The organism is Nesterenkonia sp. CL21 (assembly GCF_031705515.1).
GTDB lineage: Bacteria > Actinomycetota > Actinomycetes > Actinomycetales > Micrococcaceae > Nesterenkonia > Nesterenkonia aethiopica.
This window is the reverse complement of sequence record NZ_JAUTWR010000005.1, coordinates 158,360-173,617: the sequence shown is the minus strand read 5'-3', so window position 1 is coordinate 173,617 and position 15,258 is coordinate 158,360. Positions and strand designations below refer to the sequence as shown.

Annotated in this window: 11 protein-coding genes; 5 read left to right on the top strand and 6 right to left on the bottom strand. The window is 70.2% G+C overall.

Annotated features, from left to right (window positions below):
• Positions 1-23: 23 nt before the first annotated feature.
• Positions 24-962, bottom strand: a complete 939-nt coding sequence (locus tag Q7C18_RS09885) for a TetR family transcriptional regulator C-terminal domain-containing protein (RefSeq protein ID WP_311025255.1) — start codon at positions 960-962, stop codon at positions 24-26.
• A 299-nt stretch (positions 963-1,261) separates the two neighbouring features.
• On the opposite strand from Q7C18_RS09885, the gene trmB reads away from it, so the two are divergent.
• The 4 genes from trmB (at position 1,262) to Q7C18_RS09865 (ending at position 7,414) form a co-directional block, all read left to right on the top strand.
• Positions 1,262-2,083, top strand: coding sequence for a tRNA (guanosine(46)-N7)-methyltransferase TrmB (gene trmB, locus Q7C18_RS09880; RefSeq protein ID WP_396954357.1), 822 nt, complete (start codon positions 1,262-1,264; stop codon positions 2,081-2,083).
• Between the two features lie 85 nt (positions 2,084-2,168).
• Positions 2,169-4,328 (top strand): BCCT family transporter, encoded by a 2,160-nt coding sequence (locus tag Q7C18_RS09875; RefSeq protein WP_311025253.1) that lies wholly within the window; start codon positions 2,169-2,171, stop codon positions 4,326-4,328.
• Between the two features lie 151 nt (positions 4,329-4,479).
• Positions 4,480-6,123 carry an AbgT family transporter gene (locus tag Q7C18_RS09870; RefSeq protein WP_311025252.1) on the top strand — a complete coding sequence of 548 codons (1,644 nt, stop codon included), beginning with the start codon at positions 4,480-4,482 and terminating at the stop codon, positions 6,121-6,123.
• 49 nt (positions 6,124-6,172) lie between these two features.
• A complete protein-coding gene (locus tag Q7C18_RS09865) occupies positions 6,173-7,414 on the top strand; it encodes a M20/M25/M40 family metallo-hydrolase (protein WP_311025251.1) in 1,242 nt (413 codons plus the stop codon).
• Between the two features lie 81 nt (positions 7,415-7,495).
• Here the strand turns inward: Q7C18_RS09865 and Q7C18_RS09860 are convergent, their stop codons facing one another.
• The 5 genes from Q7C18_RS09860 to Q7C18_RS09840 form a co-directional block, all read right to left on the bottom strand.
• A complete protein-coding gene (locus Q7C18_RS09860; protein ID WP_311025303.1) occupies positions 7,496-7,924 on the bottom strand; it encodes a heat shock protein transcriptional repressor HspR in 429 nt (142 codons plus the stop codon).
• Positions 7,925-8,053: 129 nt separating this feature from the next.
• Positions 8,054-9,019: a DnaJ C-terminal domain-containing protein gene (locus Q7C18_RS09855; RefSeq protein WP_311025250.1), complete on the bottom strand. Its 966-nt coding sequence runs from the start codon at positions 9,017-9,019 to the stop codon at positions 8,054-8,056.
• Positions 9,020-9,186: 167 nt separating this feature from the next.
• Positions 9,187-9,981, bottom strand: coding sequence for a nucleotide exchange factor GrpE (locus Q7C18_RS09850; protein ID WP_311025249.1), 795 nt, complete (start codon positions 9,979-9,981; stop codon positions 9,187-9,189).
• Between the two features lie 13 nt (positions 9,982-9,994).
• The gene (gene dnaK / locus Q7C18_RS09845; RefSeq protein ID WP_311025248.1) at positions 9,995-11,854 is read right to left on the bottom strand and encodes a molecular chaperone DnaK; all 1,860 of its coding nucleotides are present in this window, start codon (positions 11,852-11,854) and stop codon (positions 9,995-9,997) included.
• A 339-nt stretch (positions 11,855-12,193) separates the two neighbouring features.
• The gene (locus Q7C18_RS09840) at positions 12,194-13,684 is read right to left on the bottom strand and encodes an NAD-dependent succinate-semialdehyde dehydrogenase (RefSeq protein ID WP_311025247.1); all 1,491 of its coding nucleotides are present in this window, start codon (positions 13,682-13,684) and stop codon (positions 12,194-12,196) included.
• Between the two features lie 216 nt (positions 13,685-13,900).
• Here Q7C18_RS09840 and Q7C18_RS09835 point away from each other — a divergent pair, with 216 nt between their 5' ends.
• Positions 13,901-15,163 carry an aminotransferase class III-fold pyridoxal phosphate-dependent enzyme gene (locus tag Q7C18_RS09835; protein WP_311025246.1) on the top strand — a complete coding sequence of 421 codons (1,263 nt, stop codon included), beginning with the start codon at positions 13,901-13,903 and terminating at the stop codon, positions 15,161-15,163.
• Positions 15,164-15,258: the final 95 nt, after the last annotated feature.

Sequence of the window (15,258 nt, the reverse complement as noted above, 5' to 3'; positions counted from 1 at the left end):
GATGGGGTCTGGGGGTCGCGGTCTCAGGCGCCGACCGGCGGCGAGCCCTGCGACGACGGCACCGGGCGTTCCCTGTCCAGATCGGTGGTCGGCAGATCGACCTCCGGCCGCAGGATGCGACGCCGCAGGTGATCCCGGACGCGCCGCCGCATGGTCTCCTCGGTGATCACTCCGGTGAGCACCTGGACCCCCAGCCCGTCCACCAGCGCGGTGAGCTCTCCGGTGAGCTCCTCACTGGGGCCCGAGTGGAACACTCCGGCCTGCTGACCGGCGGCGACGGCGGCGCGGACAGTCTCGAACCAGCGCCGGTAGATCTCCACGTACTCCACGTCCTGGCCGCCCTTGAGAGCCACCCGGTTCCAGGACTGCAGCCAGATGGACCAGTCGAGCCGACCGGCCTCACCGTGCGGGGACTGCATGTCCAGCAGCCTCCACAGCCGCTCCACCGGATCGTCGACGCCGGTCAGCCGGGCGATCTGCCGGTCATAGGCCAGCTTCACGGAATGGTTCAGCGCCATGGCGAACAGGTCGGGCTTGGTCGGGAAGTAGTAGTGCACGGTGGCGCTGGAGACGCCCGCGGCGGCGGCGATGTCACTGACGCGGACCGCCTCGAATCCCGTCTGCGCGAAGAGCCCCCAGGCCGCCTCGACGATCTCCCGGCGACGGCGCGCCTGCTCGGGTGTGGCAGGTGAGGCACCGGCGGGGTCGGCGTCAGGCGGGGTCACGGAGACGGGGTCCGCGCCGGGGGCTGAGCCCACCAGAGCGCTGACCGCCACTCCGGTCACGCGGGCCAGGGCGACGAGCTCGTCGTCGGTGAACCGTCGTTGGCCCGAGAGCGACTTGGAGAGCTTGGTCTCGTCGATGCCCATCTCGGCGGCCACCTGACGCTGTGAGCGTCCGCTGGCGCGGATGGCACGTCGCATGCGGTCGGCGGACGGGCGGCCCGTCGTCGTGGAGGACATGCGGCTCAGCGTACTGAGCCCCCTCCCAGAATCGCAAGCACCCTGACTTTCAGTCAGATTTTGCGATATGCTCAGCGTAGGCGCCTCGTGGCGACCACTGCCTCGACCACGGACCGCGGCCCGCTGACCCCTGAGTCGGCGGGGACCGGTCCGTTACGATGGCGTGTCGTCGTCATGCCGCGGAACGCCGGGAGTGCCAGCACTCCGGCTGCCCGCGGCAGCACCTGCACCCGAAGAGAGAGCCAGAGACCGTGTCCCCTGAGAGCCAGCAGCCTGAGCAGACCGTCGCTCGGAGCCACATGCGCCACCCGCTGTCCTTCGTGCGCCGCAGCAACCGCCTGACCCCGCGCCGCCAGCGCGCCTGGGACGCCGCCCTGGGCCAGGAGCTGCTCGACATCCCGCACGGCGAGCGGGACACCGCCGTCGCCGATGACTTCCGCATCGACTGGAAGGCCGAGTTCGGCCGTGACGCAGAGCTCATCGTGGAGATCGGCACCGGATCAGGAGAGGCCGTCGCCCACGCCGCGGCCCAGGCCCCGGAGAAGAACTTCCTGGCCGTGGAGGTCTACCGCCCCGGGGTCGCCCAGCTGGTCAGCCGACTGCGCCGCGAGGGCCTGCGCAATGTGCGGGTCGCCAACGTGGACGCCACCGAAGTGCTGGACAAGCTCCTCCCCGAGGACTCGGTGTCCGAGGTGTGGGTGTTCTTCCCGGACCCGTGGCACAAGAAGAAGCACACCAAGCGCCGCCTCGTCCAGGACTCCTTCGTGGAGAAGATCGCCCGCGTGCTGCCCGACGGCGGCCTGTGGCGCCTGGCCACCGACTGGTCCGGCTACGCAGTGCAGATGCGCGACACCATCTCCGCCTCCCCCGCGTTCACCAACGTCCACGCGGGTCAGCGCGCCGGTGAGGAGTCCCCGCTGACCGCCGTCCGCCTGGAGGACCTCGACGCCCGCAGCATGGGCAAGACCCCCGAACCGCTCCCCCTGGAGGAGGCGATCGACGACGTCGGCGGCTGGGCGCCGCGCTTCGAGGGCCGCATCCAGACCGATTTCGAGACCAAGGCGCTGAAGGTCGGACGGAGGATCTTCGACCTGACCTTCGTCCGTACGCCGAGGAGCTGAGCACCCCACGCCCATGCTCCGCCCCCAGATGCAGCGCCCTGCCTGACGAGACAACCGACCCCGACCCACACAAGGTGTGATCAGCATGGCTGACTCTCAGCCACCCCACTCCCGCCGAGACGGCGGATCCCAGCCCGACGACGACACCCGCCGCTCGCCGGCGCCCAAGGCGACCGCCGAGAAGACGGCCGCGGCCGCCGGAGCGGCGACGCGGAGGGCCGGGGCCGCGCTGCACCGGCTGAACGTGTACTCCCAGGGCGAGTATCCGCACAACATCCACCCGGCGCTGGTGCCCGGCATCGGCATCGACGAGCAGCGGCGCCGGTACTCGGTGGACCGAGTGGTGTTCCTGATCGCCGGCCTGCTGACGGTGGCCTTCGTGATCTGGGGCGTGAGCAGCCCGTCCCATGTGGCCGAGGTCGCCGGGTCCACCTTCGGCTGGACCATGGAGAACCTGGGCTGGCTGTTCAACGTGGTCGCCATCGTGGTGCTGATCTTCCTGCTGTGCCTGGCGTTCTCCAAGTACGGGCGGATCCCGCTGGGCAAGGACGGGGAGAAGCCCGAGTTCTCCACGTTCTCCTGGACCGCGATGCTCTTCGCGGCCGGCATCGGCATCGGGGTGCTGTTCTTCGGCCCCTCGGAGCCGCTGACCTACTTCCACTCCCCCGCCCCGCTGACACACGCGGCGGAGACCACCGAGGCTCTGCACGCCGCGATGGCGCAGACCTACTTCCACTGGGGAGTCCACGCCTGGGCCATGTACGCCCTGGTGGGCGGCGCCGTCGCCTATGCCGCCTACCGCCGGGGCCGCGTACCCCTGATGTCCTCGATCTTCCGCAACCTCTTCGGGCAGAGCCAGACCGAGGGTCTGGCCGGGAAGCTGATCGACATCTTCGCGATCATCGCCACCCTGTTCGGCACCGCCGCTTCGCTGGGCATCGCGGCCATGCAGATCGGTCAGGGCTGGACCATCGTCTCCGGCGCCGAGGTCACCAATACGCTGCTGATCATCATCATCGCGCTGCTGACGGTGGGCTTCGTGCTCTCCGCGGTCTCCGGCGTCGCCCGAGGTATCCGCTACCTGTCCAACATCAACATCGTGCTGACCATCGGCATCATCTCGCTGGTGTTCTTCCTCGGGCCCACGCTGTTCCTGCTGAACCTGGTCCCGTCCTCCTTCGTGGAGTACTTCGGCTCCCTGTTCGAGATGATGGGCCGCTCGGCCTCCTGGGGTCAGGAGACCATGGACTTCCAGTCCGCCTGGACGGTGTTCTACTGGGCCTGGTGGATCTCCTGGTCGCCCTTCGTCGGGGTCTTCATCGCCCGCATCTCCCGGGGTCGCACCATCCGCCAGTTCATCCTGGGCGTCATCCTGATCCCCAGCTCCCTGCTGTTCGTGGCCTACGGGATCATGGGCGGAACCTCCATCTGGATGTACCGGGAGGGCCTGGAGGGCTTCAACGACGAGATGCCCGCCGCCGAGGTGCTGTTCACGATCATCGACCACCTGCCGTATGTGGAGTGGCTGCCGGCGGTCATCATGGTGGTGCTGGCGATCTTCTTCATCACCTCCGCCGACTCCGCCTCCGTGGTGATGGGCATCTTCTCCACCCGCGGCGACCTGAACCCGCGGAAGTCCGTGGTGGTCTTCTGGGGACTGGTGATGACCGGCGTCGCCGTCGTCATGCTGCTCACCGGCGGGGACACCGCCCTGCAGGGGCTGCAGTCCCTGGTGACGGTCACGGCGGTGCCCTTCGCCGTGATCATGCTGCTGATCATGATCGCGTGGCTGCGCGACGTGCGCACCGACCCGCGGGCCCTGCGCACCAAGTACGCGGAGAAGGCGCTGCGGGATGCGGTGATCGACGGCGTCGACCGCTACGGCGACGACTTCACCCTGCAAGTGGCACCCACCGAGCCGGGGCTGGGCGCCGGCGCCGGGGTGGACTCGGAGGACGACATGTACACCGAGTGGTACCAGCGCACCGACGAGAACGGCGACCCGATCGGCTACGACTTCACCACCGGGACGTGGGAGGACGGCTGGACGCCGGAGGAGGACGAGGACTGGCACGGGGACATGGAGAACTACTCCCCGGCGACGTCGTTGGCGACCTCCTCGATCCCGGTGGTCTCAGCCGAGGCAGCGAGCGAAGGTCAGGGCCCGGACGGCTCCGAGGGCGACGGCGGGCCGGCCGGCTCCGAGGCCGTCGAGCCCGAGGAGGACCCGGCGCCGCAGCGCTGAGCTCGCGGGGCTCGCTGAGCTCAGGGACTCCTGGCATCCGCAGGGGATAGTTCGTTTACCGAATCACCACCTTCTGACTAGACTGGCGCGATCTGCAAGGTCGTCACGCCGGAAGGCCCCTGGACCCCGGGGCCGGCGGAAGGGAATCGCCATGTCAGAGCCCAGCACCGTCACCCCGACCCGCCGCTCCCGCAGATCGCGCAGCGCCGGCGATCGCCCCGGATTCCTGGTCCGGGCGCTGCGGGTCGTGGAACGCATCGGCAACCTGCTGCCTCACCCGTTCTGGCTGTTCATCATCCTCGCGGTGGTCGTGGTGGTCCTCTCCGCCGTCCTGGAGGCCCTGGGAGTGGGTGCGGAGAACCCGGCCGACGGCGAGCAGATCGCCGTGCAGAGCCTGCTCACACCGGAGGGCTTCCAGCGCATGGTCACCGATGCGGTGGAGAACTTCGTGACGTTCCCGCCGCTGGGTCTGATCATCACCGTGATGCTGGGCGTCGCGGTGGCTGAGGGATCGGGTCTGATCAGCGCGGCCATCCGGGTGGTGGTCTCCCGGGTCTCGCGCCGTTGGTTGACCTTCACGGTCGCCCTCGCCGGAGTGACCGGATCCGTGGCCTCAGACGCCATCTACGTCATCCTGATCCCGTTGGCGGCCGCGGCGTTCAAGGCCAGCGGCCGCTCCGCGGTACTGGGCGCCGTCGTCGCCTTCGGCTCGGCCTCCGCGGGGTACAACGCGTCCCTGCTGATCACCGCCAGCGATCCCCTGCTGGCCGGGATCTCCACCTCGGCGGCCCAGCTGATCGACCCGGACCATGTGGTCTCCCCGGTGGCCAACTACTTCTTCTCCGCGGCCTCCGCCGTGGTGCTCGCCCTGGTGGTCACGCTGGTCACCGAGCTGCTGCTGGTCCGGATGACCGAGCGCATGAAGCACGAGGAGGACGCCACCGGCGGAGCGGCCACCGCCGTGCTGGCGGCCGGCAGGGACCTTGACGAGGGCGGCCGCGGCGAGGCGATCACCGATGAAGTCTCCCTGCTGACCTACACCCGCCGAGAGGTCGCGGCGCTGCGCGCGTCCCTGCTGACGCTGGCAGGATTCCTGGCGGTGTACTTCTCCCTGCTCCTGCTGCCCGGCTCGCCGTTCCAGGCCGAGAGCGGGGACGTGCTCGACTCCCCGCTGCTGACCGACATCGCCGTGCCGATCGCGTTGGCCTTCCTGGCGGTGGGCGTCACCTACGGGGTCGCCGCTGGCACCATCACCCGCCCGCGGGACATCCCGGAGCTGATGGGACGCTCCATCAAGGAGCTCTCCGGCGTGGTGGTGCTGTTCTTCGCGGCCGCCCAGTTCATCGCCTACTTCAGCTGGTCGAACATCGGGATGGTGCTGGCCATCGAGGGCGCTCACCTGCTGGAGCGGCTGGACCTGCCCGTGGTGGTGATGTTCGCCGGCGTCGTGCTGCTGGTCGCGCTGTTCAACCTGACCATCACCTCGGGGTCCGCGCAGTACACCCTCATGGCCCCGGTGCTGGTGCCCATGCTCATGCTGGTGGGCACCTCCCCGGAGGTCACCCAGATGCTGTTCCGCATCGGGGACTCCCCCACCAACATCATCTCCCCGATGAGCCCCTACTTCGCCCTGGTGCTGGGGTATCTGCAGCGGTACTACCCGAAGGCCGGCATCGGCACCCTGGTGTCCCTGACGCTGCCGGTCTCCGTGGCGCTGCTGTGCGCCTGGTTCCTGTTCTTCGTGCTGTGGTGGGCCCTCGGGATCCCGCTCGGGCCCGGGGTGCCGGTGCGCTGAGGAGACGACCATGACCAGGAGAGACAGGACCCCGATGGAAAGGACCCCGATGGAGAGCACCCCGACGACGTCTGCCCGACCCGACGCCTTGGCCAGCATCCCGATGCCGGCGCTGCGGAACCACGCCGCCGCCCACCAGGAGCAGCTCCTGGAGGACCTGCGGCGCATCGTGCACGCGGAGACGCCCAGCCATGACAAGGCGCTGCTCGACGCCGGGCTGGAGGAGATCCGCACCCTGGCGGTGGAACGACTCGGCGAGCCGCTGGCCGAGGCCCGCACCGACGGCGGCGTCCACGGCGACGTGCTGGATCTGCGGTGGCCGGGACGCGACGTCGACGGCGGCGAGATCACGGAGCTGGAGAGCTCCGTGCTCTCGGTGTGCCACTACGACACAGTCTGGCCAGCCGGCACGATCACCGGCTGGCCCCTGACCGCCGAGGGCGACCGCCTCACCGGCCCGGGCGTGCTGGACATGAAGTTCGGCATCGTCCAGACCCTCTGGGCGGTGCGTGCGCTGCGCGAGCTCGGAGTGCCGCATGCCCCGCTGCGGCTGCTGCTCACCGGCGATGAGGAGATCGGTTCGACCGCGGGGCGCCCGGCGATCGAGGCCGCCGCGGCGCAGTCCGCGCTGACACTGGTGCCGGAGCCCAGTGCGGCCGGTCAGCCCAAGGACCGCCGCAAGGGCATGGTCTTCGCGGACCTGACCGTGCACGGCGTGCAGGCCCATGCCGGGTTGGAGCCGGAGAAGGGGGCCAGTGCGGTGCACGCGCTGGCCGCCGTCGTGCCCGACATCGTCGCCCTGGCTTCCCCGGATCACGGCACCACCGTCACCGTGGGCACCTTCCACGGGGGCACCAGCCGCAATGTGGTGGCCGGTCAGGCCACCTGCCAGGTGGATGTGCGCGTGACCGAAGCGGCCGAGCAGGACCGGGTGGCCGAGGGTCTGCGCGCCCTGCGGCTGCCGGAGCCCCATGCCGCCGACCCTCGGCTGCGACTGGAGATCGCGGTGGATGCCAATCGGCCCCCGATGAATCCGACCCCGGCCTCCCGGGCCGCCATGGCCCGGGTGGAGCGCCTGGCCGCAGGTCTGGGGCGGAGGATCACCCCGGCCGCGGTGGGCGGAGCCTCCGACGCGAACTTCGTCTCCGCCCTGGGGCTGCCGGTCCTCGACGGCCTCGGTGCCGTCGGCGAAGGGCCGCATGCGGTCCATGAGCACATCCTGGTCTCGGAGATCGCGCCGCAGACGGCGCTGCTGGCGGGGATGATCGCCGACGTCGCCGCCCGCCCCTGACCCCTCCTGACGCACAGATCACCGCTCGACGGGGTGTGCGGGACAGGGTGTGCGGGGCGGGTACTCGGGCAACACACCCGGTCAGCGGCGGCGCGGGTCCCAGAGCACCAGCGCCTGGGTGCTGGTGCGGGCCCGGCGGCCTCGGGCCACCGTGACCACGTCGCCGTGCGGGCCGACGGCGAAGACCCGTGGCTTGGTGGAGTGCCGTTCAGCCTCGCGGAGTTCGTAGCGCAGCTCCTCCACGGTCTCCTCGAGCTCCTCCACCCGGTTCTGCAGCTCGATGATCCGCCGGATGCCCTCCAGGGAGACACCCTCCTGGGAGAGCTGCTGGATCTGCCGGAGCTGTTCGATGTCATAGGGCGAGTACCGACGGTGCCGGCCGCCCTGGCGCCGCGGGGTGACCAGGCCGATGCGGTCGTACTGGCGCAGCGTCTGCGGGTGCATGTCCGCCAGCTCGGCGGCCACGGAGATGACGAACAGCGGAGCATGCCGGTGCTCCGCCTCGATCAGCCGCGGGTCCTCCCCGCCGATCTCGGAGCGACGTCTCCTGGCCACTGCTGCTCACCTCTTCCGTTCCCGCCCGGCCGCGCCGGGGCGGGTCGGTCTCGTCTCTCCATCATCCCGCAGCGGCGGGCCCGGTCACAGGGCGGCCCGGGCCTCCAGGTCGCCGCGGGGGTCGACGTCGCGAGTCGCCTCCGCGTAGGCCTTCACGGCCTCCACCGCCTCCTCGGAGAGGTCCTGGGGCACCTGCACGTCCACGACGACGAGCATGTCCCCCTGGTGGGACTTCCGGCGGACCCCGTGGCCCTTCAGCCGCAGGGTGCGGCCCGAGGTGGTGCCGGCGGGGACCTTGATCCGCACCTTCTCGCCGTGCACGGTGGGCACTTGGACGGTGGTGCCCAGCACGGCCTCGTCGAAGGAGACGGGAAGGTGGATGCGGATGTCGTCACCGTCGCGCTCGTAGAACCGGTGCGGGGTGATCGCCACCTCCACCAGCAGGTCGCCGGCGCCGCCGGGTCCCTGCTGGCCCTTGCCCTTGACGCGGACCTTCTGGCCCTCCTTCACCCCGGCGGGGATCCGGACGTCGATGACGTTGCCGTCCGGTTCGCGCAGCCCCACCGTGGTGCCGCGGACGGCCCCGGCGAAGGAGATGGTGGTCTTCGCGGTGCGGTCGGCGCCCTTGGCCGGCGCGCCCCCGCCGAAACCGCCGCCGAACCGGCCGCCCATGCCACCGAAGATGTCGGAGAAGTCGGGGCCGCCTCGACCCCCGCGGCCGAAGCCGCCGGCGTCGCCGAAGAGCCCGCCGAAGATGTCCTCGAATCCGGAGGCGCCGCCGGCGCCGCCCGGGGCTCCGGAGAAGCGGGCGCCCGAGCCCATGGCCCGGATGGCGTCGTACTGCTCCCTCTGCTGCTTGTCGGAGAGCACGGTGTGGGCCTCGGAGACGTCCTTGAACTTCTGCTCAGCGGCCTCGTCCCCCGGGTTCTTGTCCGGGTGGTACGTCCGGGCGAGCTTCCGGTAGGCCTTCTTGATCTCGTCTTCGGACGCGTCCTTGGAGACGCCCAGGATGGCGTAGAAGTCCTTGTTGATCCAATCCTGCGAGGCCACGGCGCCTCCCTCCCTGCTTCTCTTCTGCGACCCCGTCGGGCGGGGCCTGCGCGTGGTGCGCTGTCTGTGTGCCGACGTCGTGGGCTGCGACGCTCCGCGACGATGGCGTCGGCCGATCCGTGCCGACGGCCCGGTGCGGGCCGTCGGCACGGAGAGTCAGGCTCGGCTCACTCGGCCGGGCCGGTGGAGACCATCACCTGTGCCGCGCGCAGCACACGGTCGCCGTGGCGGTAGCCCGCCCGCAGCACCGCGGCCACGTGGTCGGCGGGGATCTCCGGGTGCGGCTGCTGCATGAGCGCCTCGTGGACCGACGGGTCGAAGAGCACGCCTTCTTCGTCGATGCGCTCGAGGCCCTGGTGCTGCAGCAGCGACTCCAACTTCGCGGCGATGGCCGCGAAGGGCCCGTCGTCCAGGTCGCCGGCCTGCCGGGCGGCGTGGATGTCGTCCAGCACCGGCATCAGGCCGGTGATGACGTGACCGACGGTGCGGTCCCGCTCCACGGCCCGGTCCCGCTCCACGCGGCGCCGGTAGTTGACGTACTCCGCCTGGAGCCGCTGCAGGTCGGCCTGCAGCTCGGCCTCGCGGTCACCGGCGCTCGACTGGTCCGCGGGGACCTCCTCGAGCTCCGGCTCCTCAGCCACCAGGGGATCCGCTCCGGGGTCCGGACTTCCGGCGGCGTCGGCGACGCTCACCGGATCCCCGGCCTCGGAGTCCTCGGCATCCTCGGCCGGCAGGTCGCGCAGGATCTGCTCGGCCTGGGCCAGCGGGTCCTGCACCGGGTCTGCCGGTTCTGTGCCGGAGCCCGCAGCGGCTTCCTTCTCCTCGGCGCCGGTCTCTCCCTCCACGTGGCGCGGCCGGCCCGTCTCCGGGTCGATCCGGCGCTTGTCGGTGAAGCGGATCGGCTCCTCGGACTCAGGACGGTCCGCGCCGTCCCGCTCCGGGTTCTGGTCCTGCTCTGCCATCAGGGACGACCTCTCACTTCTTCTCGTCGGCGTCCTCGTCGACCACCTCGGCGTCGACGATGTCCTCGTCCTCGCCGGAGGCGTCGCCGGCGGGCGCGCCGTCGGTGGCGGCGTCAGCACCGGCCTGCGAGTACAGCGCCTCGCCCAGCTTGGTCTGGGAGGCCTGCAGCTTCTCGAAGGCGGACTTGATCTCGTCGTCGTTGTCCTCGCCCTCAAGCGCCTTCTTCAGGGCGTCGACGTCGGCCTGGACCTCGTCCTTGACCTCGGCGGGGAGCTTGTCCTCGTTGTCCTTGATCAGCTTGTCCACCGAGTACGCGGTGGTCTCGGCGGCGTTGCGCTGCTCGGCGGCCTCGCGACGCTTCTTGTCCTCCTCAGCGTGGGCCTCGGCGTCGGCCACCATGCGGTCGATGTCCTCCTTGTCCAGGGAGGTGCCGCCCGTGATGGTCATGGACTGCTCGGTGCCGGTGCCCTTGTCCTTGGCGGAGACATGGACGATGCCGTTGGCGTCGATGTCGAAGGTGACCTCGATCTGCGGCACGCCGCGCGGAGCCGGGGCGATGCCGGTCAGCTCGAAGGTGCCCAGGGCCTTGTTGTCCCGGGTGAACTCGCGCTCGCCCTGGAAGACCTGGACGGCCACCGAGGGCTGGTTGTCCTCGGCGGTGGAGAACACCTCGGAGCGCTTGGTCGGGATCGCGGTGTTGCGCTCGATGAGCTTGGTCATCACACCGCCCTTGGTCTCGATGCCCAGGGACAGCGGGGTGACGTCGATGAGCAGGACGTCCTTGCGCTCACCGGCGAGCACACCGGCCTGCAGGGCCGCACCCACGGCGACGACCTCGTCCGGGTTGACGCCCTTGTTGGCGTCCTTGCCGGAGAGCTCCTTGACCAGGTCCGCCACGGCGGGCATACGGGTGGAGCCGCCGACCAGGATGACGTGGTCGATCTCGGAGACCTTCACGCCGGCCTCGGTGATGACGTCCTGGAACGGCTTCTTGGTCCGGTCCAGCAGGTCCGAGGTCATGTCCTGGAACTTCGCGCGGGACAGCGTCTCGTTGACGTGCACCGGGCCGTTCTCGGTCATGGCGGCGTACTGCAGGTTGATGTCGGTGGAGGTGGCCGAGGACAGTTCCTTCTTCGCCTGCTCGGCGGCGTCCTTCAGACGCGGCACGGCGATCTTGTCCTTGGAGAGGTCCACGCCCTCCTTGCTCTTGACCTGCTGGACCAGCCAGTCGATGATCCGCTGGTCCCAGTCGTCGCCGCCCAGGCGGTTGTCACCGGCGGTGGCGCGCACCTGGATGGTGGAGAAGTCGTCCTCATCCTTGCCGACCTCGAGCAGCGAGACGTCGAAGGTTCCGCCTCCGAGGTCGAAGACGAGGATGAGCTCGTCCTCCTTGCCCTTGTCCAGACCGTACGCCAGCGCCGCGGCGGTGGGCTCGTTGACGATGCGGGAGACCTTCAGGCCCGCGATCTCGCCGGCCTCCTTGGTGGCCTGGCGCTCGGCGTCGTTGAAGTAGGCGGGCACGGTGATGACGGCTTCGCTGACGTCCTCGCCCAGGTAGGACTCGGCGTCGTGCTTGAGCTTCATCAGCGTGCGGGCGGAGATCTCCTGCGGAGTGTAGGTCTTCTCTCCGACCTCCTTCTTCCAGTCGGTGCCCATGTGGCGCTTGACGGAAGCGATGGTGCGGTCCGGGTTGTTGACGGCCTGGCGGCGAGCGATCTCGCCGACGAGGACCTCGTCGTCCTTGGAGAAGGCGACGACGGACGGGGTGGTGCGTGCGCCCTCGGCGTTGGCGATGACGGTGGGCTCGCCACCTTCGAGGACGGCGACGACGGAGTTGGTGGTTCCGAGGTCGATGCCGACTGCACGGGACATGAGGGGACTCCCTTCGATGGACGGTCTCGCTCCGGTGCGGAGCGCAGGTCTGCTTGAGTGAACCGGACTCAAGTCTCCACCTCGGTGCAGGCGGTGTCAAACTGACTTGAGTCGACCCGACTCAACTTTTCGTGTCCTGTCCAACGGAGGAAGCACGGCGTTCATTCCCGACGACGGCGAGCCCCTCTCGACGCGGCTCCACACCCTCGGCCCCGCTCCACACCCCGGCCCCGCTCCACACCCCCGTCACACGTCGAGTGGCGGATCCCCTGCTGCTGGATCGCCGATCGCGCCCGACAGCCGCAGTGAATCCGCCACTCGAGGCGGTGATGAGTCCGATCAGTCCATCGCGATGCCGATGAGCTTGGTCTCCAGGAACTCATCGATGCCGGTGGGCCCGCCCTCGCGGCCCAGCCCGGACTCCTTGACCCCGCCGAAGGGTGCCGCCGGGTTGGACACCACGCCCTGGTTGAGCCCGACCATGCCGGACTCCACCGACTCCGCCACGCGCAGCCCGCGCCGCAGGGACTCGGTGTAGACGTAGTTGACCAGGCCGTACTCGGTGGAGTTGACCGCGGCGACGACCTCCTCCTCGCTGTCGAAGGGAGTCAGCGCCGCCACGGGCCCGAAGATCTCCTCGTCGCGCATCCGGGCGGACTCCGGGACGTCGGTGAGCACAGTGGGCCGGTAGAAGAATCCGCCGCCGTCGAGCGCCTCGGCACCGGTGAGCACACGTGCGCCGCCGGAGATCGCGTCCTGGACCAGCTCGTCGACCTTGTCCCGCTGGTTCGCATCGATCATCGGACCGACCTTCACACCGTCGTCGACGCCGCGGCCGACCGTCAGCTCGGACATCCGGTCGGTGAGCCGGCGACCGAACTCCTCGATCACGCTGCGGTGGACGAAGATCCGGTTGGCCGCCGTGCAGGCCTCCCCTGAGTTCCGCATCTTGGCCAGCATGGCGCCATCGACGGCCTTATCCAGGTCCGCGTCCTCGAAGACCACGAACGCGGCGTTTCCGCCGAGCTCCATGGAGGTCCGCAGGACCCGGCCCGCGCACTGCTCCAGCAGCTTCCGCCCCACCGAGGTGGAGCCCGTGAAGGAGAGCTTGCGGGCGATCCCGGAGCGGATCAGCGGCTCCATGACCTTCCCGGAGGTGGAGGTGACCACGATGTTCACCGACCCTGCCGGCGCGCCGGCCTCGGAGAGGATCTCCCCCAGCGCCAGCATGGACAGCGGCGTCTGGGCGGCGGGCTTGGTCACTGACGTGCAGCCGGCCGCGATCGCGGGCCCGATCTTCCGTGCACCCATCGCCAGAGGGAAGTTCCACGGGGTAATGAGGATCGAGGGCCCCACCGGCTGGCGGGTCACCAGGAAGCGAGAGCCTCCGGCGGGGGCGGTCTGGTAGCCGCCGTCGATGCGGGTGGCCTCCTCGGCGAAGTGCCGGAAGAACTCGGCGGCGTAGGCGACCTCCCCCTTGGCCTCGGCCAGCGGCTTGCCCATCTCCAGGGTCATCAGCAGGGCCAGGTCGTCGATGCGCTCATGCATCAGCTCGAAGGCGCGCATGAGGATGTCGGCCCTCTTGCGCGGGGGCAGCGCGGCCAGCTCGGCCTGCGCCCGCTCGGCGGCCTTCAGCGCGTCCCAGCCGTCCTCCTCACTGGCGTCCGCGACGGCGCACAGCACCTCCCCGGTGGAGGGGTCGACGACGTCGAGCGTGCGCCCTCCCCGGGCGTCGACCCACTGGCCGTCGATGAACAGCTGCTTCGGCGCCTGGGCGACCACGTCGGCCTCCCGGTGCGGCGTCACGGTCTCAGCGGTGGTGCCTGTCATCTGGACTCCTTCTCACGCTAGATCTGCAGCCAGGCCTCTCGCCTGGCCTCACACGCGGTCTCTCGACGTGGTGCTCACGATACGCCCGCCCCGCGGGGCCGGTCACGGGTGCGACGACGCCGACCATGGCCATCCCGGCCACGGGCTGACATCCGCACCCCCACCGAGTAGCCTAGGCCACGGACGGATTGTCAACAATCAGAATGAGGTGCACCGGTGACGGCTCTCTCCCCCCTCCTGAAGCAGGCGACCCCCGTGGTGGCGACCCACGGCGAAGGCGTGAACCTCTACGACGCCGAGGGCAGGCGCCATCTGGACTTCACCGCCGGCATCGGGGTGACCAGCACGGGCCACTGCCACCCGAAGGTGGTGGAGGCCGCGCAGGCCCAGGTCGGGAAGCTCATCCACGGCCAGTACACAACGATCATGCACGAGCCGCTGCAGCGTCTCACCGAACGCCTCGGCGAGGTGCTGCCGGCGGGGCTGAACTCCCTGTTCTTCGCCAACTCCGGCTCCGAGGCCGCGGAGGCGGCTCTGCGCCTGGCCCGCCAGGCCACGGGACGGCCGAACATGGTGGTGTTCCAGGGCGGCTTCCACGGGCGCACCGTCGCCGCGGCCTCGCTGACCACCTCCGGCACCAAGTTCAAGGCCGGCTTCTCGCCGCTGATGCCCGGCGTGGTGGTCTCCCCCTTCCCCAACCCGACGCACTACCGCGCCTACGGCTTCGACGAGGAGCAGGCCACGGACTTCGCGCTGCGGGAGCTGGACCTGGTGCTGCAGACCCAGTCGGCACCGGCGGACACCGCGGCATTCCTGGTGGAGCCGGTGCTCGGCGAGGGCGGCTACGTCCCGGGGAACCGCCGGTTCTTCGAGGGCCTGCGCCAGCGGGCCGACGAACACGGCATCCTGCTGATCCTCGACGAGGTGCAGACCGGCTTCGGCCGCACCGGCGAATTCTGGGGGCAGGACCACTTCGGCGTCTCCCCGGACATCATGATGTTCGCCAAGGGCATCGCCTCCGGCTTCCCGATCTCCGGCATCGCCGCCTCCGAAGAGCTCATGGCCAAGGCCCGCCCGGGCTCCCAGGGCGGAACCTACGGGGCGAACGCGGTCGCCTGCGCCGCGGCCGCCGCCACCCTGGAGGTCATCCAGGAGGAGGGGCTGGTGGACAACGCCGCCGCCCGCGGCGCCCAGCTGCGCGCCGGACTGGAGCGGATCGGTGAGCAGCACCCCCAGGTGGCCGGAGTGACGGGACTCGGCCTGATGCTGGCCGTGGAGTTCGTCGACGCCGACGGCGAGCCGGACGGGGCGACGTCGGCCGCGGTCCAGCAGGAGGCCGCCCGGCGCGGCCTGCTGCTGCTGAACAACGGCATGTACGGGCAGAACGTGCGCCTCATCCCCGCGCTGGTGGTCACCGAGGCCGAGGTGGACGAGGCCCTGGGCCTCTGGGAGGAGACCCTGGCCGCCGTGCTCGGCTGAGCGCATCCCCCCTGCCTCTCCCCCACGCAGCAGCTGTGGCCGGCCTCGGGTGACGAGGCCGGCCACAGCTGTCTCGCACGTCACGCCGTCGCGCC

What these genes read in the sequence shown, in the direction of transcription:
- Q7C18_RS09870 (WP_311025252.1), top strand. Translation starts at nt 4,480, where the DNA reads ATGTCAGAGCCCAGCACCGTCACCCCGACCCGCCGCTCCCGCAGATCG.
- dnaK (WP_311025248.1), bottom strand. Translation starts at nt 11,854, where the DNA reads ATGTCCCGTGCAGTCGGCATCGACCTCGGAACCACCAACTCCGTCGTC.
- Q7C18_RS09840 (WP_311025247.1), bottom strand. Translation starts at nt 13,684, where the DNA reads ATGACAGGCACCACCGCTGAGACCGTGACGCCGCACCGGGAGGCCGAC.
- Q7C18_RS09885 (WP_311025255.1), bottom strand. Translation starts at nt 962, where the DNA reads ATGTCCTCCACGACGACGGGCCGCCCGTCCGCCGACCGCATGCGACGT.
- Q7C18_RS09850 (WP_311025249.1), bottom strand. Translation starts at nt 9,981, where the DNA reads ATGGCAGAGCAGGACCAGAACCCGGAGCGGGACGGCGCGGACCGTCCT.
- Q7C18_RS09875 (WP_311025253.1), top strand. Translation starts at nt 2,169, where the DNA reads ATGGCTGACTCTCAGCCACCCCACTCCCGCCGAGACGGCGGATCCCAG.
- trmB (WP_396954357.1), top strand. Translation starts at nt 1,262, where the DNA reads ATGCGCCACCCGCTGTCCTTCGTGCGCCGCAGCAACCGCCTGACCCCG.
- Q7C18_RS09865 (WP_311025251.1), top strand. Translation starts at nt 6,173, where the DNA reads ATGGAGAGCACCCCGACGACGTCTGCCCGACCCGACGCCTTGGCCAGC.